This is a genomic window from Mycobacterium shigaense (genome assembly GCF_002356315.1).
Lineage (GTDB): Bacteria > Actinomycetota > Actinomycetes > Mycobacteriales > Mycobacteriaceae > Mycobacterium > Mycobacterium shigaense.
The window spans coordinates 4,362,366-4,382,797 of sequence record NZ_AP018164.1; the positions used below are offsets into that span (position 1 = coordinate 4,362,366).

Consider the following 20,432-nt stretch of genomic DNA (forward strand, 5'->3'; position numbering starts at 1 on the left):
GCACTCTCCCCCAACTAGCGTCGGCGTCGGGACCGCAGATAGTCGCCCACCACGGCCGCGCCCAGCCCGTCGAGATCGGGCACCACGACACGACCCTCGACACGGCGCGCGACCTGGTCGATGAACCGGGCCAGGCCCGGGTCGCTGCCCAGCCGGAAGATGGTGATCTGCGCTCCCAGCCGCGCCATGTCGTCGAACCCGCGCACGGTGTGCGCGATGGTCCGCGGGTGCGGCGGGTAGTCGAAGAACACGGCCGAGCCGTCGCCGTCGAAATCCTCCAGATGCGCAGTCGGCTCACCGTCGGTCACCACCAGAACAACCGGTTGGGCGTTGGGATGCCGACGCAGGTGGCGCCCGGCCAGCGCCAGCGCGTGGTGCAGGTTGGTGCCCTGCTCGTAGACCCCCTCCAGTCCCGTCAGCTCGGCGGCCGTCACCGTTCGCGCGTAGCGGCCAAAGGCGATGATTTGCAAGGCATCCGACCGGAACCGGGTGCACACCAGATGGTTGAGTGCGAGCGCCGTTTGTTTCATCGGCAGCCAGCGGTTCTCCATCACCATCGAAAACGAGGTGTCCACCAACAGCGCCACGGCCGCCTGAGTGCGCGTCTCGGTCTCGGAAACCTCCACGTCGTCGACGGTGATCCGCACCCCATCGTCCCGGCCGTCCAGCGTCGCGGTTCCCGCCTGACGCAGCACGGCATTGGTCAAGGTGCGGGAGATGTTCCACGGCTCGGTGTCCCCGAACTGCCACGGCCGCGTCGCGCCGGTCAGCTCGCCGGCGGCTCCCGCGCGGCGCAGCTCACGGTCCCCGCGCCGACTGGAAAGTTGTTGCGCCACATCGCGTAGCGCCGTCTCACCCAGCCGGCGCATGGCCTTGGGCGAGAGCCGCCACTGGCCGTCGGAACCCCGGTCCAGGAAACCCTGGTTGACCAGAGCCCGCTCCAGTTCGGCCAGCATGCGCGCGTCCACGGCGGCCTCGTCGCCGAGCTGGCGGGCCAGGGCGTCGAGATCGACGTCGTCCATAGTCGCGCCCGGATAGCTTTGCGAGAGTTGGTCGGCTAGCTGCTCGAGTTCGGCGATGTCGGACAGCGCCTGGGTGCCCTCGCCGATCCCGAACGGGTTGTCGCCGGAGAACTGCTCGGACCCCATCCAATCCTCACCCGGCCGGGCGGCCTGCAGGTTAGCATCGAGGCGGTTCAACGCGTTCATCAGCGATGGAGAACCAAAAGCCTGCTGCGCCAGGGCATCCAGCTCGGCCCGCTGGTCCGGGCTGAGGCTGTTGCGGAACCGCTGGGCGGCGGCGGCGCGCTTGGCCAGTGAGTCCATCAGCTCGTCGACGTTGCGCGGGTTCTCCGGGAAGAATTCGCCGTGCTTGGCCATGAAGTCGTCGAAGTCTTGCTGGGTGTCCTCGCCGCGGTTGTGCTTGTCGAGCAGCTCGTTGAGGTCGTCCAGCATGTCGTTGACCCGCTGGCGGTCCTCGTCCGTGGCTCCAGCCAGCGCCTCCTTCATGCCGGCGAAGCGCTGGTCGAGCATCTCGCGGCCCAGCAGATCCTTGATCTGCTCGTACTTTTCGCGGGCGTCGCCGCTGCGCCAGTTGTATTCGGACAGCTCCTGGACCGCCTTGGCCGGCGACGACGGCAGCGCATCGAGCTGCAGTTCGCCGAAGCGGGCATCGTCGTCGAGCGCGCGTGCCAGTTCCTTGCGCTCGGCCAGCACCGCCTCGTCGAGGAGCTTCTTGATCTCCTGCAGCGTGCCGTCTAAGTTGTTACGGCGCAATAACTCTCGCCTTTTCTTGTTCGCTTCGGCAGCCAGCCGGTCGGCGCCCGGCATGTTCTTGGTGCCCCGCCGCAGCAGCTCGGATAGGGCGCGGCGCGGCGACGTGCCAGCCATGACGTCCTGTCCGATCTGTTCGAGCGCCTCACGCAGGTCCACTGGCGGCGCCAGCGGGTCGGGCCCGCCGGTATACGCCGAGTACCGCGAGGAGTGCCCCTGCGAAAAAGGCTTAGCCATAGACGGTTTGGCCCTCCCCGGATACCTTGTCGACGCGCTTGGCCAGATACAGCGCCTCCAGCGCCAGCTCCAGCGCGGCGGCCCGCTCTCCCTCGGATTCGGCGCCGAGCTTGGCGGCGATCTGCTCGACGACCGGCAGCCCGGGAACCGCGGCCAGCACGTCCTTGGCCGACACCCACTCGCCCGTCGTCACCGCCGCGCCGCCCTCGACCGCGGCCACCAACGAACCGACGTCGAGGCCGCCGAGTACCCGGGATGCGGTATCGGCCGTCGCGCGGCGCAACAGGTGCTCGAGGACGGCCTGTTCGCGGCCTTCCTCCCCGGATTCGAACTCCAGCTTGCCGCGCAACACGTCGATCACCGTGCCCAGGTCCACAATTCGGGCCACGGGGTCGGTCTCGCCGAGCACCGCGCCGCGATGCCGGGCGGAGGCGGCCACGGTCTCGGCCGCCGCGATCGCGAACCGCGCCGAGACCCCGGAGCGCTGGTCGACCGAGTTGGACTCGCGCAGGTACCGGGCGAACCGGGCGATCACCTGCATCAGGTAATCGGGCACCTGCGCGGTCAGGTGCGCCTCCTGGGTGATGACGCCGACCTCAGCGTCGAGCTCCAGCGGGTAGTGGGTGCGAATCTCCGCGCCGAACCGGTCCTTGAGCGGGGTGATGATGCGACCACGATTGGTGTAGTCCTCGGGGTTGGCGCTGGCGACCACCAGGACGTCCAGCGGCAACCGCAGCGTGTAGCCGCGCACCTGGATGTCGCGCTCCTCCATCACGTTGAGCATGGACACCTGGATGCGCTCGGCGAGGTCGGGCAGCTCGTTGACGGCGACGATGCCGCGGTGGGCCCGCGGGATCAGCCCGTAGGCGATGGTCTCCGGGTCCCCCAGGCTGCGGCCCTCGGCCACCTTGATCGGGTCGATGTCACCGACCAGGTCCGCGACACTGGTGTCGGGCGTGGCCAGCTTCTCGGTGTAGCGCTCGCTGCGGTGGCGCCACTCGACGGGCAGGTCGTCTTGCTGTTGCGCGGCCCGCCGGATCGATTCCGGCGTGATCGGCGAGTAGGGGTGCTCACCGAGCTCGGCGCCCGCGATTACGGGCGTCCACTCGTCGAGCAACCCGGTCAACGCGCGCAGCAACCGGGTTTTGCCCTGGCCGCGTTCGCCGAGCAGGACGAAGTCATGCCCGGCGATGAGCGCGCGCTCCAGCTGCGGCAACACGGTGTCGTCGAATCCCAGGATGCCCGGCCAAACCGCTGCGTTATCCCGTCCATCGGACAAAGCGGTCAGCAGATTTTCGCGGATTTCCTGCTTGACTCCACGTTCACGGTGACCCGCGGCACGAAGTTCGCCAACGGTACGGGGCAGGTTGCTCGGAGATGGCACCACTCCACGCTACGCGTTACGCCGAAACCTCACCCGCGCAACGGTCAATGAGCGAAGTGACGGGCCCCGGTGAGGTACACGGTGACGCCGGCGCTGGCCGCGGCCGCGGTCACCTCGTCATCACGCACCGAGCCCCCGGGGTGCACGATCGCCTTGACTCCGGCGGCGGTCAGCGTCTCGAGCCCGTCCGGGAACGGGAAGAACGCATCGGAGGCCGCCACCGCGCCCCGCACCCGGTCACCGCCGCGCGCATTCCCTCTTTCAACGGCCAGGCGCGCGGCGTCGACGCGGTTGACCTGGCCCATCCCGACGCCGATGGTGGCGCCGCCGCCCGCGATCACGATGGCGTTCGACTTGACCGCTCGGCAGGTGCGCCAGGCGAAGACCAAATCACTCAAGGTTTCGGGGTCGGCCGGCGTCCCGGTCGCCAGCGTCCAGTTCGCCGGGTTGTCGCCGTGCGCGTCGAGCTGGTCGCGCTGCTGGATCAGCAGTCCGCCGCTGACCGGCCGCAGCTCGTTGCCGCCGGCCAGTGGCTCGGACGCCACCAGCACCCGGATGTTCTTCTTGCGCGTCAGCGCCTCGAGGGCGTCCGGCGCATACGCCGGCGCCACAATCACCTCGGTGAAGATGGTGCTCACGTATTCGGCCATCTCCAGGCTGACCTCGGTGTTGGTGGCGATGACCCCGCCGAAGGCGCTAAGCGGATCGCACTCGTGTGCCTTGCGATGCGCGTCCGCGACCGACACCGACGAGATCGCGATGCCACACGGGTTGGCGTGCTTGATGATCGCCACGCAGATCTCTTCGTGGTCGAAGGCCGCCCGCCAGGCCGCGTCGGCGTCGGTGAAGTTGTTGTAGGACATCTCTTTTCCGTGCAGCTGCTCGGCCTGCGCCAAACCCGGCCACGCGCCCGGGTCGGTGTACAGCGCGGCCTGCTGGTGGGGATTCTCGCCGTAACGCAGCGTCGCCGAGCGTCGCCAGCTGAGGCCGAACCACCGCGGGAACACCGTCGGCGGGTGCTCGGGCGCCAGTGTCGTCTCCATCCAGCTCGCCACGGCGATGTCGTAGTCGGCGGTGTGCTGAAAAGCCAGCGCCGCCAGCTTCTTGCGTTCGGAGAGGGTGAAGCCGCCGCCGCGCACCGCGGCGAGCACGCCGTCGTATCCGAGCGGGTCGGTCACCACCGCGACGCTGGGATGGTTTTTCGCCGCGGCGCGAACCATCGACGGCCCGCCGATGTCGATCTGCTCGACGCACTCGTCGATACTGGCGCCGGACTCCACGGTCTGGCTGAACGGATACAAGTTGACGACGACCAGCTCGAAGGCGGCGATGCCGAGCTGCCCGAGCGCGCTGGCGTGCTCGGGCTTGCGCAGATCGGCGAGCAGGCCGGCATGCACGCGCGGGTGCAGCGTCTTGACCCGCCCGTCGAGCACCTCGGGAAAGCCGGTCAGCTCCTCCACCGGTGTCACCGAAATCCCTTTGTCGGCAATGGTCTTCGCCGTCGACCCGGTCGAGACGATTTCGACGCCCGCCGCGCTCAGCCCCTGGGCGAGTTCGATGAGCCCGGTCTTGTCGTAGACGCTAATCAGCGCGCGGCGAATCGCCCTTCTTGACTCCTCGCTCATGCTCGGCTCATCCTATGGTCGCCTTTCGTCCGGTCCAGGTCACGCCGCGGGTGGCGATCCCGGCTACCACATCCACCAGCAGCCGCCGTTCGACGACCTTGATGCGTTCGTGCAGTGTCTGTTCGTCGTCGCCGTCGAGCACCGCGATGGGCTCTTGGGCCAATATCGGCCCGGTGTCCATTCCGGCGTCGACCAGGTGCACCGTGCAGCCGGTGACCTTCACACCGTAATCCAACGCCTCGGGCACGGCATGCGCACCCGCGAATGCCGGCAGCAGCGCCGGGTGGGTATTGAGGGTACGTCCGCAGAAACGTGAAAGAAATTGCGGCCCAAGAATTTTCATGAACCCTGCCGATACGATCAAATCGGGCGAGTGCGCGGCGGTGGCCGCGGTGATGGCGGCGTCCCAGGCGTCGCGGCTGGGATGATCACCGAGCCGGACGGTGAACGTCGGCAGCGCCGCAGCCGCGGCGACCTCGTTGGCCCGGCAATCGCGATCGGTGCCGACCGCGACCACGCGGGCCGGGTAGTCGTCGACGGCGGCGGCCAGCAGTGAGCTCAGCAGCGACCCGGTGCCCGATGCCAGCACCACCAGCCGCGCCGGTGCACTCGGGGGCACGCGCAGCGGTTCGACCACAGCGCGAGCCTACTAACGACACGGCACGCCCGACGACAAGGCTGGCCGCTAACCCTCGGGATGGCGCCCGCCCGGGCCGGGCTCCGGCTCCGGGGGCGTCGTCAAGGACGCGGCGGATTGGTCCTCGTCGCCGGGCACCGCATCGTCCTCGGCGGGGACATCCGGCTCGATGAGGTCCTCGGGATCGGCGAGATCGTACGGCTCGGGCACCTTTTCGGGGTCGGCAATGAGCTCGGACTCGGCGAAGAGCTCCGGCTCGGTGAAGAAGTCCGCCGGCTGCTCCGCCGACATCTCGGCCACGGGCGCGGGTTTGGGCCTGGGCCGCCGGGGGCCTCCGAGTTTGATGGGCCGGATTCCGCCTGTCATCACCACCGTGATCCAGCCGATGACGGCGAACCAGAAGAAGACGCCGACGAGCAACGCGCCCTGGTCCACTCCGACATCGCCGAAGTTGCCGAGCCGCCCGCCGGCGCCGTACCCGAGCAGCGACATTGCCAGGGCCCCGATGGCCGACGCGGCCAGCAGCTTGCCCATCGCCGGAAGCAGGGGCAGCGGACGCCGAGCGCACTGCTGCCCGACCGCGACACCGGACGCGGCGCCGACGATGAGCAGCGCCACCCAGACGGGGCCCAGCGGCGGGGCGGGCACCGCGGCCAGGATCGGCAGCGACGGGATGTCCCCGCCGAACACCGTGAACGAGCTGAAGGTCGCGAAGCCCAGATGCGCGCTGGACCCCACCGCGACCGCCGACGTGCCCACGATGACGTTGGGCGCATACAGGATGGACAGCACCGAGAGGCTGAACTGGCCGAAGATCGATTCGGTGATGCCGTAGAGGTCTTGCATCGTCGACCAGTGCACGACCAGCGATGCCGCGGTGACCAGCCCGGAGAGCCCGACCAGCGCCAGCACGCCCGCGGTCGCGGCGCGCAGGGAATCGCCGAGCCAGTTCGGCAGGGGTGAGGCCAGCAGCGTCCGCCGGCCCACCGTGGACCACACGCCGATCGCCGCCCCGACGGCGTGCACCACCAGCACGCTGGCGAATGCGCGCAGAGCGCCGGGCGTCTCCAGCTCGGTGAGCACCGAGGACGCGTCGTGAATCACGGCCAGCGCGATCGCGGCCAACAGCAGCGGGCCGCCCAGGGCCGAGGCGACAACCCATCGGATCACCAGCCACGACGAATGCAGCGAGGTGGCACGCGCCGTGCTGCGCGCGGTCCCCCACACCATCAACAGCACCGGCAGCAGGGGCAGCACGCCCAATTCGTGGCCACCGATCGAGATCGGCACCCGATGGACGGCGAGCCAGATGCTGGCGATGGCGCCCAATGCGCCGGTCATGTCGCTGTTGGCGATCAGCAGCTGCAGCAGTGTGACGGCGGCGACGATGACCAGCGCCATCACGGATGGTCCGAACGCAACCCTGACCAGGTCACGCGCCTGGCGGGCGCCCGCCGCGCGGTTGTCGTCCACCCGAGTCACTCTGGGCGCACCTGCCCGACTAGGCGCGAGAACCCACGGTTAGGACGGAGCCGGCCCGGGCGGGGACTGCTGCTCTCCGGTCTGGTTCGAGTAGCTGGCCGTCGCCGAGCCGCCCTCGGATCCGCTGCCCTCGACCGAGGGCGGCGGGCTGAAGCTGGGGAAGCCGGTCGGCGGGGTGGACGGTCCCTGCTGGCCCCCCGAGTGCGGCCCGGCGGGCTGGGCGCCGAAACCGCCGGTCGTCGGAATCGCGCTCTGCGTCGGACCCTGGTTCGAGTAGCCGCCGTACTGCGACCCGTACCCGGACGCCTGCGGGCCGCCGTGTTGCTGCTGCGGACCGGGCTGACCGTAGTAGCCCGGCTGGCCCCCGTACTGCTGGCCGTATTGGCCGTACTGGCCGTACTGCGCGTAGGGGTCGTACTTGGGTCGCGGGGTCGGGGCGGTGATCACGCCCGCGTCGAGCAGGAGCACGACGACCGCGGCGACGGCCTGCAGCACGCTGGCCGCGACCAGGGGCCAGATCGCCCAGCCCAGCGCGAAACCGGCCGGGGTGTTGATGATCTCCGAGATCGCCAGCAGCGCGCCCAGGACGGCGACGGCCGCGACGATCCCGGCGTAGTTCTTCGCCTTGGGCAGCAGGCTCAGCCCGGCGAGTAGCGCGGCCAGCACGGCGACCAGGACCGCGGTGCCTGCATCGCCGGCGCGTCCACCCGACGCCGCACCCAGGTCGGCGCCCAGGGTGAATGTCGGACCGAAGTTCAGCAGGTACACCGCCAGGCCCAGCACCACGACCGCGATGTTCAGGTACACCGGTAGCTTGCTCGGACCGTCGTCGGTCTTGGCGAACGACGGCGTGGCGCCGGGGTAGGACCCGCCGGGCTGCGTTGGCGGATATCCGGGACTACCGGGCGAGTAGGTCATGACTCCTCCTGTTGCTTCCAGCGTCTTCAAGTCCTCATCGGGTGCCACGCCACCTGCTTGCAGTGCCACGCTGGGCGCCCGGGCGCCCGTTCATCGAGGCCGAGCCCTGCCCGCGCTTGCATACGACGCGATTGCTCAACCACGCTAGCGCACGTTTGACCGGCCGTGCCGGAGCGACCGGCGGCGCCCTGCGGCCCGCGCCGCTCGGCGGGTTGGATATCAGCTGGCGACACCGGCTTGCCGCGCGCAGGTAGAACACGTTCTAATTCAGTCCATGGATTACGGGCTTGTGCTTTTCACCAGTGACCGCGGCATCTCCCCGGCAGCAGCGGCCAAGCTTGCCGACGAGCACGGCTTCACTACCTTCTACGTGCCGGAACACACTCATATCCCTGTCAAGCGCGAGGCGGCTCACCCGACGACGGGCGACGAAACGCTGCCCGACGACCGCTACATGCGGACGCTAGACCCGTGGGTGAGTCTGGGCGCGGCATGCGCGGTCACGTCGCGGGTGCGGCTGTCCACCGCGGTGGCGCTGCCGGTCGAGCACGACCCGATCACGCTGGCGAAAAGCATCGCAACCCTGGACCACTTATCGGGCGGCCGGGTCAGCCTCGGCGTCGGGTTCGGCTGGAACACCGACGAACTCGCCGACCACGGTGTGCCGGCCGGGCGGCGCCGCACCTGCCTGCGCGAGTACCTCGAGGCCATGCGGGCGCTGTGGACACAGGAGGAAGCCTCCTACGACGGCGAGTTCGTCAACTTCGGCCCCAGCTGGGCCTGGCCCAAGCCGGTGCAGCCGCACATCCCGGTGCTGGTGGGTGCGGCCGGCAACGAAAAGAACTTCAAGTGGATCGCCCGCAGCGCCGACGGCTGGATCACCACGCCGCGCGACTTCAACATCGACGAGCCGGTGAAGCTGCTGCAGGACATCTGGGCGGCCGCCGGGCGTGACGGCGCCCCGCAAATCGTGGCCCTGGACTTCAAACCGGTGCCCGAGAAGCTGGCGCACTGGTCCGAGCTCGGGGTGACCGAGGTGCTGTTCGGCCTGCCGGACAAACCCGAAGACGAGGTCGCCGCCTACGTAGCGAGGCTGGCCGGCAAGCTCGCCGCGCTGGTCTGACGCCGCGAGCCCGACCGGGGCGCTATCCCAGGGATGCCCGGTTGCCGTTCTCGGTCGACCACACGAAGATCTCCGCACCGAGCGGATCGCCGTCGGACATCAATGCGACGAGATCGTCGTCGTCGGTGGTGGCCATGAATCGCGCGTTGTCCGCGGTGAGCCGTCCGACGATGATGCCGGTGCGGGTAGGCCAGTCGCAACGCACGGAATACGTCTCGATGCGCGCCGCCCCGCCGGGCGTCTTCGTCACCTCGACCTTCGGCAGCGCGTTGACCTGCTTATTCAACTCCGCGCAGTTGTCGGTGCGCCAGTCCACCGGCGTGGTCGAGTAGATACCGACCGAATACTTGCTCATGATCCCGCCGTTGGCGCCCACGAGGCCGAACTGCCCTGGCCTGTCGCGCATTTGGGTGACCGTCTCGGCGATGCCGTGCAGCGAGTAGCTGTTGCCGGGGCCGCCGAAGTACGGCAGTCCGCCGGTCAGGGTCAGGCCGCGCGGGTCGTCGCCCTCGATGCCCAGGGCCTCGCAGATAACGAACACCGGGAACGGAAAGCAGCTGTACAGGTCGAAGGTTGCGATGTCGTCGACACCGATTCCGGCCACTCGCAACGCTTCTCGGGCCGCATGGACCGCCGCCGGGCTGGCGCCGAGGTCGCCGCGATCGAGCATCGCCTGCTCCACCATGTCCGAGTGGCCATGTAGGAACACCCACTTATCCTCGGGCACACCGAATTTGGTCGCCGCCTCGACTGACATCAGCACCGCCGCCGCGCCCTGGTTGACCTGATCGCGGGCGACGAGCAGGCGCGGATACGGGTCACAGATCATCCGGTTGTCGTCGGTGACGGTGATGATCTCGTCGACCGACCGTTCGACCGGTGACGACGAAAACGGGTTTTTGGCAGCCACTTTCGACATGGGGGCGAACAGTTCGGCCATCTCTCGCCGATAGTCGGCCACGCTGCGCCCAAGGCGGGCGCGCCGCGCGTTCTCCAAAAGCCCGTACTGCACGGGCGCCCCGGTCAAACCGTGCTGAATCGTGTATTCGTCGATGTAGCTGAAGATCTGGTGGCCGCGATCCTCCAGTTGCCCCTCGACGTGTTCGGTGAAGTCGGGCTTGTCATCACGGTTGGCGAAGTAGCGAGCCGTCGACCCCGGCTCCGAACCCATGATCAGCACAACGTCGGCGTCGCCCGCCACGATCGTGTTGCCCGCCTCGGTGACCAGTTTCTGCGGCCCCTGCCCGCCGACGGGCTCCAGGACCACGCGGGCCGGGTCGCCGCCTAGCCGGTTCAGCACCGACCGCGGATAGTTGTTCGACTTGCCGAGCGCCGCCGGCATCGGGCCGGAGATCTCGAATTGACGCAGCCCGAAGACGGTGTCGACGGCCCCGGCAACACCGTGGGCGCCGATGTCGGCCAGAGCCGCTCGCGCGGCCTCCGTCGCGAGGTCGACCGCCGACATGCCCCGGTAGTCGGGGTCGTCGAAGCGCTCGGTGAACTGGCCGACGCCGACGAGCACCGGGGTGCGCGGATGCACCGGCATGACAAACCTCCTGGCAACTGTTAGTTCGTCAGGCTAACCGATGGCTGGGATCGAAACGAAACCGCGGCCAGCTCGCGAACTCTTGGTGAATCGCGATCTGACCGCGGTCTCGGCAGAGAGCTAGAGGCTCTGCAGGATCTCCCGCGCGAGCGCCGCCGTCTCCGACGGGGTCTTGCCGACCTTGACGCCCGCGGCCTCCAGCGCTTCTTTCTTGGCCGCCGCGGTGCCCGACGAGCCGGATACGATGGCACCGGCGTGGCCCATCGTCTTGCCTTCCGGCGCAGTGAATCCCGCGACATAGCCGACGACCGGCTTGGAGACATTGGCCTTGATGTAGTCGGCCGCACGCTCCTCGGCGTCGCCGCCGATCTCACCGATCATCACGATGATCTTGGTCTCGGGGTCCTTCTCGAAGGCCTCGATGGCGTCGATGTGGGTGGTGCCGATCACCGGGTCACCGCCGATGCCGATCGATGTCGAGAAGCCGAAATCGCGCAGCTCGTACATCATCTGGTAGGTCAGGGTGCCCGACTTGGACACCAGCCCGACGGGACCGGAGCCGCTGATGTTCGCGGGCGTGATGCCGGCCAGCGCGACACCCGGGGTGATGATGCCGGGGCAGTTCGGCCCGATGATCCGCGTCTTCTGCCCTTTGTCGACGTTGTAAGCCCACGCATATGCGCTGTCCTGCACCGGAATTCCCTCGGTGATGACCACCAGCAGCGGGATCTCGGCGTCGATGGCCTCGATGATCGCGTCCTTGGCGAATTTCGGCGGCACGAAGACGACCGACACGTTGGCGTCGGTCTCCTTGATCGCCTCGGCAACGGTGCCGAAGACGGGAAGTTCGACGTCCTTGCCTTGCGCATCCACATGCGACACAGTGGTTCCCGCCTTGCGGGCGTTCACCCCGCCGACCACCGGAGTGCCGGCCTTGAGCATCAGCGCGGTGTGCTTGGTGCCCTCACCGCCGGTGATGCCCTGGACGATGACCTTGGAGTCCTGGTTCAGGAAAATCGACATTGATTGGCTCCCTTACTTGTTCGCCAGCTCGGCGGCTTTGTCGGCGCCGGCGTCCATGGTCTCGGCCTGGATCACCAGCGGGTGGTTGGCTTTGGCGAGGATGGCGCGACCCTCGTCGACGTTGTTGCCGTCCAGGCGCACCACAAGCGGCTTGTTGGCCCCGTCGCCGAGCATGTTCAGCGCGGTCACGATTCCGTTGGCGACGGCGTCGCAGGAGGTGATGCCGCCGAACACGTTGACGAACACGCTCTTGACCTGCGTGTCGTTCAGGATGACGTCCAGGCCCGCGGCCATCACCTCGGCCGACGCACCGCCGCCGATGTCGAGGAAGTTGGCCGGCTTGACCCCGCCGTGCTTCTCGCCCGCGTAGGCGACTACGTCGAGCGTGGACATCACCAGGCCCGCGCCGTTGCCGATGATGCCGACCGAGCCGTCCAGTTTGACGTAGTTGAGGTCGTGCTCCTTGGCCTTGAGCTCTAGCGGGTCGGTGGCGTCGCGGTCCTCGAACTCGGCGTGGCCGGGCTGCCGGAAGTCGGCGTTGGCGTCGAGGGTGACCTTGCCGTCCAGCGCCAGGATCTGACCTGGGTCGTCCTCACCGCGGGAGGGAGTGCGCACCAACGGGTTCACCTCCACCAGGGTGGCGTCCTCGGCGACGAATAGCTCCCACAGCTTCTGAATGGTGTTCGCCGCGGCGTCGAGCACCTCGGCAGGCAGGTGGCCCTGCTCGGCGATGGAACGCGCCGTCGCCAGGTCGACGCCCTTGACAGCGTTCACCGGAACTTTGGCCAGCCGCTCGGGCTTGGTGGCGGCGACCTCTTCGATCTCCATGCCGCCCTCGACCGAGCACATCGCCAGGTAGGTGCGGTTGGCGCGATCGAGCAGGAAGGAGATGTAGTACTCCTCGGCGATGTCGCTGGCCTCGGCGACCAACAGCTTCTTGACGATGTGACCCTTGATGTCCAGGCCGAGGATGTTCTTGGCGTGCTCGTACGCGTCGTCGGGGGTGGCGGCGTATTTCACGCCGCCGGCCTTGCCGCGGCCGCCGACCTTGACCTGCGCCTTGACCATCACCGGCGCGCCGACCTCGGTCGCGATCTCCTTGGCGCCCTCGGGCGTGTCCGTCACCCGGCCGGGGGTGGTGGGCACGTTGTGCTTGACGAACAATTCTTTGGCTTGATACTCGAAAAGGTCCATGAACTCACTGTCTTCGTCGGCTTGCAAGTAGGCCTATCGGCGGGCGGCACCGGATCCGGCAACACGCACGGTTGGACTTTATCCACACAAGGTTTCGGCGCCACCGTCGCATCCGGTTGTTGTGGCACACTTCACGACGACGCCGCGGGGTGGCGGGCGTGATCCAGTTCACAAAAGTGTTTGAATCGCGTCCCGAGGTTGCCAGCCCGAAGCGTTTCCCGTTAACGTCCAAGGGTCCAGATAACGTTATGGTCACGATACGAGGACAAATCAGCTTGTCGCAGCACCGTCTTGGTCGTTCACCTGTCCTAGCCGGGACACATCGCGCGCAGCGCGAGCGGCGGGTCACAGTGCACCCCAACGACATCACCGAGATTCTGCCGCTCGACGGGTTCGACCTCGATGATCTGGACTTCGCCGACGACGGTATCGACCACGACGACCTCGACTTCAGCAACGACTCCAATTTCGACAACGCCGCGCAGGTACTGCTGGCTCCGGAACTCGACGACCTGGACGAGATCGACAACCTGGCCCCGTTGCGGCTCGCTGCCCCCGCCGCCCATCACGACGTGCTGGCCCGGGCGATCGTCGAGCTCGACACCGACCCGCTGTCCGGTGACCGCCACGTCGCCGACGTCGTCGGTGTGCCGCGCCGCGGCGGACAGCACCGCAAGCAACCGACCAGTGCCGCCCGCGGGCGCGTCCTGATCTCGGCGATGGCCGCCGGTGCGGCCGCCGCGGCCGCGCACACCGCGACCAGCCAGGCCGAGACGACGCAGACGACCGCGACGGTGCTGACGGCGAACGCGTCGTCGCTCACCGGCTCCGCGGGCGGCGACACCACCCGCGGTGCCCAGGTGATTGCGGTGCAGCCCGCGGCCAACGTCGCCGTGCACAACGAGGAACTCGCCAGGGGCCTGGCGTTCGCCAACGACCGCGCCCAGCGCGAGGCGCGGCTGCAGCAGCCGCTGTACGTCATGCCCACGCGCGGGATCTTCACCTCGAACTTCGGCTACCGCTGGGGCGTGCTGCACGCCGGCATCGACCTCGCCAATTCGATCGGCACGCCGATCCTCGCCGTGTCCGACGGCGTGGTCATCGACGCCGGACCGATGGCCGGCTACGGAATGTGGGTCAAGCTGCGGCACGCCGACGGCACGGTCACGCTGTACGGCCACATCAACACGGCCCTGGTCAGCGTCGGTCAGCGGGTGATGGCAGGCGACCAGATCGCGACCATGGGCAACCGCGGCAACTCCACCGGCCCGCACTTGCACTTCGAGGTGCTGCAGGGCGGCACCGAACGCATCGACCCCGTGCCGTGGCTGGCCAAACGAGGAATTAACGTCGGCAATTACGCTGGTTGAGGTGACCGCGCCGAACGACCCCCGACCTGCTGCTGAGCCGCCCTCCGAATCACGGACACGAATCATTCGCCGTGCGCCGACCGGACCGATCCCCACCATCCCGACGTCGCCGACCACGCAGATTCCGCGCCAGACGCCGCCCGGGGAGGCCACGCGCGCGGCACCTTCGATCAGCATTCCCGCGCCCACCGACGAACCCCCGTCGACGACGGCGGTCGCCGCCTGCGCGGTCAGCATCATCAGCGGTTGGGCCACGTCGGTGGTCGCCACCGACCTGATCGCCGGCTGGTGGCGAACCGATCGCCTGTTCTGCATCGCGGTCGCGTTTCTCGCCCTGGTGTTCGCGTCAACCACCATCTCGGGGGTCATCATGCTTCTGCAGCGGCGCCCGTTGGGGCGCTACCTCATCGCGGCCGGCGCGGTCGTCGCGGTGCTCACCTACGGTGGCGTGTTCATCGCGGGCGCGCATGTCGCGTGGATCGTGTACACGCTGTGGGTGCTGCCGGTCGCCAGCGTGGTGCTGGCATTCTTCCCGCAGATCAAAACCCTGATCGGCGGCGGCGGCCGCTAGAGCTTGCTCAGCGGAGCGTGGTTGTGCATCAGCTTGACCCGCCCCGAACTGCCGAAGTCGATCAACGACATCGCCGATTCGCCGACACCGGAGACTTCCTCGACCCGGCCCAGCCCGTACTTGTCGTGCGTCACCCGATCGCCGGGTTGCAAAACCACCAGCGGCCGTTTGCCCACCCCGGAGCGGGTCGGCGCGACGCGCGGCGTGCCGAACCGCCCGGCGCCGCTGACCGGCGCACTGAACGACGGCGCGGGCGCGGTGCGCCGCCAGTCGATAAGTTCCTGCGGAATCTCTTGCAGGAAGCGCGATTCCGGGTTGAGCATCGGTTGCCCCCAGGATGACCGCACGATCGCCCTGGTCAGGTAGAGCCGCTGGCGGGCCCGGGTGATGCCGACATAGGCCAGCCGCCGCTCCTCGGACAGCTCGGTGGGATCGTCGAGGGCCCGCATGTGCGGGAACATCCCGTCCTCCCAGCCGGTGACGAACACCACCGGGAACTCCAGCCCCTTGGCGGTGTGCAAGGTCATCAGCGTGACCACACCGGCGGTGTTGTCGGGAATCTCGTCGGTGTCGGCCACCAGCGACACGCGCTCCAGAAAGGCCGCCAGCACACCGGTATCCGGCACATCCTCGTCGAGACCGTCTTCCGACGCCTCGCCCAACGCGGCAGCGTTGGCCTGATCGATGCTGAATTCGTGTGCGAAGCTGACGAGTTCGTTGAGGTTGTCCAGTCGGGCCAGTTCCTGCGGATCGGTGGAGGCCTCTAGTTCCGCACGGTAGCCGGTGCGCTCGAGCACCGACTCGACCAGATCGTCGAGGTCGTCGTCGAGGCGGCCGCGCAGCTCGTCGAGCAGCGCGACGAATCCCGAAATCGCTTTCTCCGCGCGGGTATTCAGCATCGGCACCTTGCCTTCGGCAGCGGCGACGAGCGCGTCGGCAAAGCTGGCGCCGGTGTTCTCGGCGTACACCGCGACGCAGGCCTCGGCCCGATCGCCGATACCCCGGCGCGGCGTGTTGAGGATGCGCCGCATGCTGACCGCGTCACCGGGGTTGTCCAGCACGCGCAGGTAGGCGACGATGTCGCGGATCTCCTTGCGCTCGTAAAAGCGAACCCCCCCAACGACTTTGTACGGTATGCCGGCGCGGATGAAGACCTCCTCCAACGACCGCGACGAGTTGTTGGTGCGGTAGAACACGGCCACGTCGTTGTAGGTGATCTCGCCTTGCTCGGCGAGCGCGTCGATCTCCTGGGCGACGAACCTGGCCTCGTCGTGCTCGTTGTCGGCGACGTAGCCAACGATCAACTCGCCCTCGCCGGCGTCGGTCCACAGGCGCTTCTCGCGGCGGCCGGAGTTGCGGGCGATCACCGAGTTGGCCGCCGACAGAATGTTCTGCGTAGACCGGTAATTCTGTTCCAGCAGAATCGTTGTCGCGTCCGGGTAGTCGCGTTCGAAGTCCTCGATATTGCGGATGGTGGCGCCGCGGAAGGCGTAGATCGACTGGTCGGCATCGCCGACCACACACAGTTCGGCCGGCGGCACGGCATCGGCCGACGGGCCAGAATTCTCGGCGGAACCGGGCTGATTCGGCGGTCCCAGCTTGGCGTCGCCTCCGACCAGTTCGCGAACCAGCACGTACTGGGCGTGGTTGGTGTCCTGATACTCGTCGACCAAGACGTGCCGGAACCGCCGCCGGTAGTACTGGGCGATCTGCGGGAAGCCCTGCAACACCGCCACGGTTTCGCCGATGAGGTCGTCGAAGTCCAGCGCGTTGGCCGCCCGCAACCGCCGCTGGTATTCGGCGTACACGCTTGCCACCGTGTGGGCCAGATCGTCGGATTCGTCGGACAGATTGGCCAGGGCCTGATCGGGGTCGACCAATTCGTTTTTCAGGTTGGAGATGGCGTTGGCCAGCAGGCGCGGCGAGTAGCGCTTGATATCCAGTCCCATGTCGCGGCCGATCATCTGCAGCAGGCGGCGCGAATCGTCGGCGTCATAGATCGAGAAATTGGAATTGAGGCCTTTGATCAGCGAAGCCTGGTTGCGCAGAATGCGCACACAGGTGGAGTGAAACGTCGACACCCACATCGCGCGGGCGCGATTGCCGACCAGCCGCACCACCCGTTCGCGCATTTCGGCGGCGGCCTTGTTGGTGAAGGTGATGGCCAGAATCTGGCCCACCCCCACGCCGCGCGCGGCAATCAGATAGGCGATGCGCCGGGTCAAGACCGCGGTCTTGCCCGAGCCGGCCCCGGCCACGATCAGCAGCGGCGGTCCTTCGTGCACCACCGCCTGGCGCTGCTGCGGGTTCAGTCCGTCGAGCAGCTGCTCGGCCTCGGACGCGGGCTTGGCATCGGTTGCGTGCACAGTCATGTCCGTCCAAATTTACCGCCGACCACCGACGTGGGGCGCCCAGGCCGCGCCGCGCGGTTCGGCGCCGCCTTTTCAAACCACGCACCCACCGGGGACTATTGAAAGGTGAGGTCAGCACGCCCGCATACCGTTTTTGCGCCAACACGGCCATTAATGGCACACTCGATCGGTGCTCAGCCTGCAGCCCGGTCGGCAGTCCCCGGACCACGAGTGGTCCGGGGAATGGATAATCCGATTTTCCTATGGGTATCCCCTAGCGGTGCCCGTGGTCTGACTGCTCGCGCAGAGCCCCGTGGTCCGCTTCCGGATTCGGGGCTCGTCTCTTTTTGTGAGGCTCGATAACGGATGAGACCAGAACCCCCACATGATGAGAACGCGGAGTCAGCGGAAATGAACATCGAAATGATCGATACCGAACAACCAGCGAACATCGACAACCTGCGCAAAGAAATCGATCGGCTGGACGCCGAGATCCTTGCCGCGGTGAAACGGCGTGCGGAAGTGTCCCAGGCGATCGGCAAAGCCCGAATGGCCACCGGCGGCACCCGGTTGGTGCACAGCCGGGAGATGCAGGTCATCGAGCGCTACAGCGAGCTCGGCCCCGAGGGCAAGGACCTGGCCATGCTGTTGTTGCGATTGGGCAGGGGCCGGCTCGGCCATTAAATCTCCGCGCCATCAGAAGGTTTTCGCCGGCGAATAGCGTGCTGTTGGGTGCGTTTCACCCCGCGCGCCAGCGCTGGCTGGTTCCCGCGGAACCGCACTAGGGTCGAACCATGACCCGCGTCGGCGACGATGCAGTGGGGCACCCCCGGCCGCGCAGCGGCGAGGAGGACCAAGCGATGAGGAGGAGCCGCGCCAATGACCGCAGTGCACACCATCCCCGACATCACCGCGACCCCGGCGTGGGACGCCCTGCGCAAGCATCACGAGCAGATCGGTGCCGTCCACCTTCGCCAGTTCTTCGACGACGACCCGGATCGCGGGCGCGAACTGACCCTCGAGGTCGGCGATCTCTACATCGACTACAGCAAGCACCGCGTCACGCGCGAGACGCTGCGCCTGCTGATCGAGCTGGCGCGGGCGGCCCACCTCGAAGAGCGCCGCGACCAGATGTTCTCCGGCGCGCACATCAACACCTCCGAGGACCGCGCCGTGCTGCACACCGCGCTGCGCCTGCCCCGCGACGCCGAGTTGACCGTCGACGGCCAAAACGTCGTGGCCGATGTGCACCAGGTGCTGGACGCGATGGGCGACTTCACCGACCGGCTCCGCAACGGCGAATGGACCGGTGCCACCGGCGAACGCATCAAGACCGTCGTCAACATCGGCATCGGCGGTTCGGACCTGGGACCGGCGATGGTCTACCAGGCGCTGCGCCACTACGCCGATGCGGGCATCTCGGCGCGCTTCGTCTCCAACGTCGACCCCGCCGACCTGGTCGCCAAGCTGGCCGGCTTAGACCCTGCTTCAACACTTTTCATCGTCGCCTCGAAGACGTTCTCCACCCTGGAGACGCTGACGAACGCGACCGCGGCCCGCCGCTGGCTGACCGAGGCGCTCGGCGACGCCGCAGTGTCCAAGCACTTCGTCGCGGTCTCGACCAACAAGCGCCTGGTCGACGAGTTCGGCATCAACACCGACAACATGTTCGGCTTCTGGGACTGGGTCGGCGGCCGCTACTCGGTCGACTCGGCGATCGGCCTGTCGGTGATGGCGGTCATCGGCCGGGAGGCCTTCGCAGACTTCCTGTCCGGGTTCCACCTCGTCGACGAACACTTCAAGACCGCCCCGCTGGAGGCCAATGCGCCGGCCCTGCTCGGCTTGATCGGGCTGTGGTACTCCAACTTCCTGAACGCCCAATCCCGGGTCGTACTCCCGTATTCCAACGACCTGGCCCGCTTCGCGGCGTACCTGCAGCAGCTGACCATGGAATCCAACGGCAAGTCGACGCACGCCGACGGCACACCCGTCACCACCGACACCGGTGAAATCTATTGGGGCGAACCGGGAACCAACGGTCAACACGCCTTCTACCAGTTGATCCATCAGGGCACTCGGCTGATACCGGCCGACTTCATCGGCTTCAGCCAGCCCACCGACGACCTGCCGACCGCCGACGGCACCGGCAGCATGCACGACTTGCTGATGAGCAACTTCTTCGCCCAGACCCAGGTGCTGGCCTTCGGGAAGACGGCGGAAGAAATCGCCGCCGAGGGCACCCCGGCGGACGTGGTGCCGCACAAGGTGATGCCCGGCAACCGCCCCTCGACGTCGATCCTGGCCAACCGGCTCACCCCGTCGGTGGTCGGCCAGCTGATCGCGCTCTACGAACATCAGGTCTTCACCGAGGGCGTCATCTGGGGCATCGACTCGTTCGACCAGTGGGGCGTGGAGCTGGGCAAGACGCAGGCCAAGGCGCTGCTCCCGGTGATCACCGGCGACGAGTCCCCGCCGGCGCAGTCCGACAGCTCGACCGATGCGCTGGTGCGTCGCTATCGCACCGGGCGCGGACGGGTGAGTTGAGTTAGCTGCGCAGCGCCAATCCGGACCCGAGCCCGCGGACGAAGGCGCGCAGGCGTTCCTGCGTCGCGGTCTGCGGATTGCTGAGATGCAGCTGCAGTAGCTCGCGGCCGGCGGCGTGCAGGACCCGGGCCGTGTATTCCGGCTCGTGCAGCTCGGGATCGTGACGCAGCAGTTCACGGACGAAGAAGGCCAGCACGACAGCCTGGGATTGGGCGAGCCGGGCATACAACTCCGGCGGGGCGCCCTGGGGCGGGAACAGGAACAGCCGCCAGGTCGCCGGATGGGCGTCGACGGCGGCCAACACGCCGTCGAACGCGACCGCGAGGGTCTGGTCGGCGGCTTCGTTGGATCGGGCATCCAAGCCGGAGATCGCGTCGGCGAACTGCGCGCCGGCCCGCGCCGCCTCCCGGTCGATCAGCGCGACGAACAGGCCCGCCGGGTCGCCGAACAGCTGATAGATCAGGGAGCGGTTGATGCCCGCCTGCCGCGCGATGCGGTTCGGGGTGGCCGCGTGGAAACCCTCGGCGTCGACGATCGCGTGCGTGACGTCCAGGATCTGCTCACGCCGCCCCTCGGCGGTCATGCGCCGCCTGTGGCTGTCCACCGTGGTCACGCTTGACAGCATAACTAACAGCTTGTGAGTATTACTCACGAA

The 20,432-nt window shown here is 67.8% G+C and carries 15 protein-coding genes and 1 pseudogene; 5 read left to right on the forward strand and 11 right to left on the reverse strand.

The annotated features are described in order from the left end of the window. Positions 1-14: 14 nt before the first annotated feature. From MSG_RS20305 to MSG_RS20330, 6 genes and pseudogenes are all read right to left on the reverse strand, one after another. Complete coding sequence (locus MSG_RS20305; protein ID WP_096442427.1) at positions 15-2,009, reverse strand: VWA domain-containing protein; 1,995 nt, start codon at positions 2,007-2,009, stop codon at positions 15-17. Continuing rightward, positions 2,002-3,396 carry an ATP-binding protein gene (locus MSG_RS20310; protein ID WP_096442429.1) on the reverse strand — a complete coding sequence of 465 codons (1,395 nt, stop codon included), beginning with the start codon at positions 3,394-3,396 and terminating at the stop codon, positions 2,002-2,004. Before MSG_RS20310 ends, MSG_RS20305 begins: the two co-directional genes overlap by 8 nt. Positions 3,397-3,437: 41 nt before the next feature. Continuing rightward, positions 3,438-5,018: a bifunctional phosphoribosylaminoimidazolecarboxamide formyltransferase/IMP cyclohydrolase gene (gene purH / locus MSG_RS20315; RefSeq protein ID WP_096442431.1), complete on the reverse strand. Its 1,581-nt coding sequence runs from the start codon at positions 5,016-5,018 to the stop codon at positions 3,438-3,440. Between the two features lie 7 nt (positions 5,019-5,025). After that, positions 5,026-5,655: a phosphoribosylglycinamide formyltransferase gene (purN, locus tag MSG_RS20320; protein ID WP_096442433.1), complete on the reverse strand. Its 630-nt coding sequence runs from the start codon at positions 5,653-5,655 to the stop codon at positions 5,026-5,028. Between the two features lie 276 nt (positions 5,656-5,931). Beyond that, positions 5,932-7,128, reverse strand: a pseudogene (locus tag MSG_RS20325) (cell division protein PerM); the annotation flags it as partial. Positions 7,129-7,176: 48 nt separating this feature from the next. Continuing rightward, positions 7,177-8,055: a DUF5336 domain-containing protein gene (locus tag MSG_RS20330; RefSeq protein WP_096442435.1), complete on the reverse strand. Its 879-nt coding sequence runs from the start codon at positions 8,053-8,055 to the stop codon at positions 7,177-7,179. 274 nt (positions 8,056-8,329) lie between these two features. On the opposite strand from MSG_RS20330, the gene MSG_RS20335 reads away from it, so the two are divergent. Continuing rightward, a complete protein-coding gene (locus MSG_RS20335; RefSeq protein ID WP_096442437.1) occupies positions 8,330-9,178 on the forward strand; it encodes an LLM class F420-dependent oxidoreductase in 849 nt (282 codons plus the stop codon). Between the two features lie 22 nt (positions 9,179-9,200). Here the strand turns inward: MSG_RS20335 and MSG_RS20340 are convergent, their stop codons facing one another. From MSG_RS20340 to sucC, 3 genes are all read right to left on the reverse strand, one after another. Next, the gene (locus MSG_RS20340; RefSeq protein WP_096442439.1) at positions 9,201-10,724 is read right to left on the reverse strand and encodes an acetyl-CoA acetyltransferase; all 1,524 of its coding nucleotides are present in this window, start codon (positions 10,722-10,724) and stop codon (positions 9,201-9,203) included. A gap of 120 nt (positions 10,725-10,844) precedes the next feature. Further along, positions 10,845-11,747 carry a succinate--CoA ligase subunit alpha gene (gene sucD, locus MSG_RS20345; RefSeq protein WP_096442441.1) on the reverse strand — a complete coding sequence of 301 codons (903 nt, stop codon included), beginning with the start codon at positions 11,745-11,747 and terminating at the stop codon, positions 10,845-10,847. 12 nt (positions 11,748-11,759) lie between these two features. Continuing rightward, a complete protein-coding gene (gene sucC, locus MSG_RS20350) occupies positions 11,760-12,941 on the reverse strand; it encodes an ADP-forming succinate--CoA ligase subunit beta (RefSeq protein ID WP_096444698.1) in 1,182 nt (393 codons plus the stop codon). 275 nt (positions 12,942-13,216) lie between these two features. Here sucC and MSG_RS20355 point away from each other — a divergent pair, with 275 nt between their 5' ends. Both MSG_RS20355 and MSG_RS20360 read left to right on the forward strand, forming a co-directional pair. Then, positions 13,217-14,311: a M23 family metallopeptidase gene (locus MSG_RS20355; protein WP_232011092.1), complete on the forward strand. Its 1,095-nt coding sequence runs from the start codon at positions 13,217-13,219 to the stop codon at positions 14,309-14,311. Position 14,312: 1 nt separating this feature from the next. Beyond that, positions 14,313-14,882, forward strand: coding sequence for a hypothetical protein (locus tag MSG_RS20360; RefSeq protein ID WP_162899257.1), 570 nt, complete (start codon positions 14,313-14,315; stop codon positions 14,880-14,882). On the opposite strand, the gene pcrA is transcribed toward MSG_RS20360, so the two are convergent. Continuing rightward, positions 14,879-17,254 (reverse strand): DNA helicase PcrA, encoded by a 2,376-nt coding sequence (gene pcrA / locus MSG_RS20365; RefSeq protein ID WP_096442444.1) that lies wholly within the window; start codon positions 17,252-17,254, stop codon positions 14,879-14,881. The two genes, MSG_RS20360 and pcrA, sit on opposite strands and share 4 nt — an antisense overlap. A 345-nt stretch (positions 17,255-17,599) precedes the next feature. On the opposite strand from pcrA, the gene MSG_RS20370 reads away from it, so the two are divergent. Both MSG_RS20370 and pgi read left to right on the forward strand, forming a co-directional pair. Next, the gene (locus MSG_RS20370; protein ID WP_096442445.1) at positions 17,600-17,917 is read left to right on the forward strand and encodes a chorismate mutase; all 318 of its coding nucleotides are present in this window, start codon (positions 17,600-17,602) and stop codon (positions 17,915-17,917) included. Positions 17,918-18,112: 195 nt separating this feature from the next. Beyond that, positions 18,113-19,777, forward strand: a complete 1,665-nt coding sequence (gene pgi, locus MSG_RS20375) for a glucose-6-phosphate isomerase (RefSeq protein WP_096442446.1) — start codon at positions 18,113-18,115, stop codon at positions 19,775-19,777. Position 19,778: 1 nt separating this feature from the next. Here pgi and MSG_RS20380 read toward each other — a convergent pair whose 3' ends face one another. Beyond that, positions 19,779-20,360, reverse strand: a complete 582-nt coding sequence (locus tag MSG_RS20380; protein ID WP_170063200.1) for a TetR/AcrR family transcriptional regulator — start codon at positions 20,358-20,360, stop codon at positions 19,779-19,781. Between the last annotated feature and the right edge of the window lie 72 nt (positions 20,361-20,432).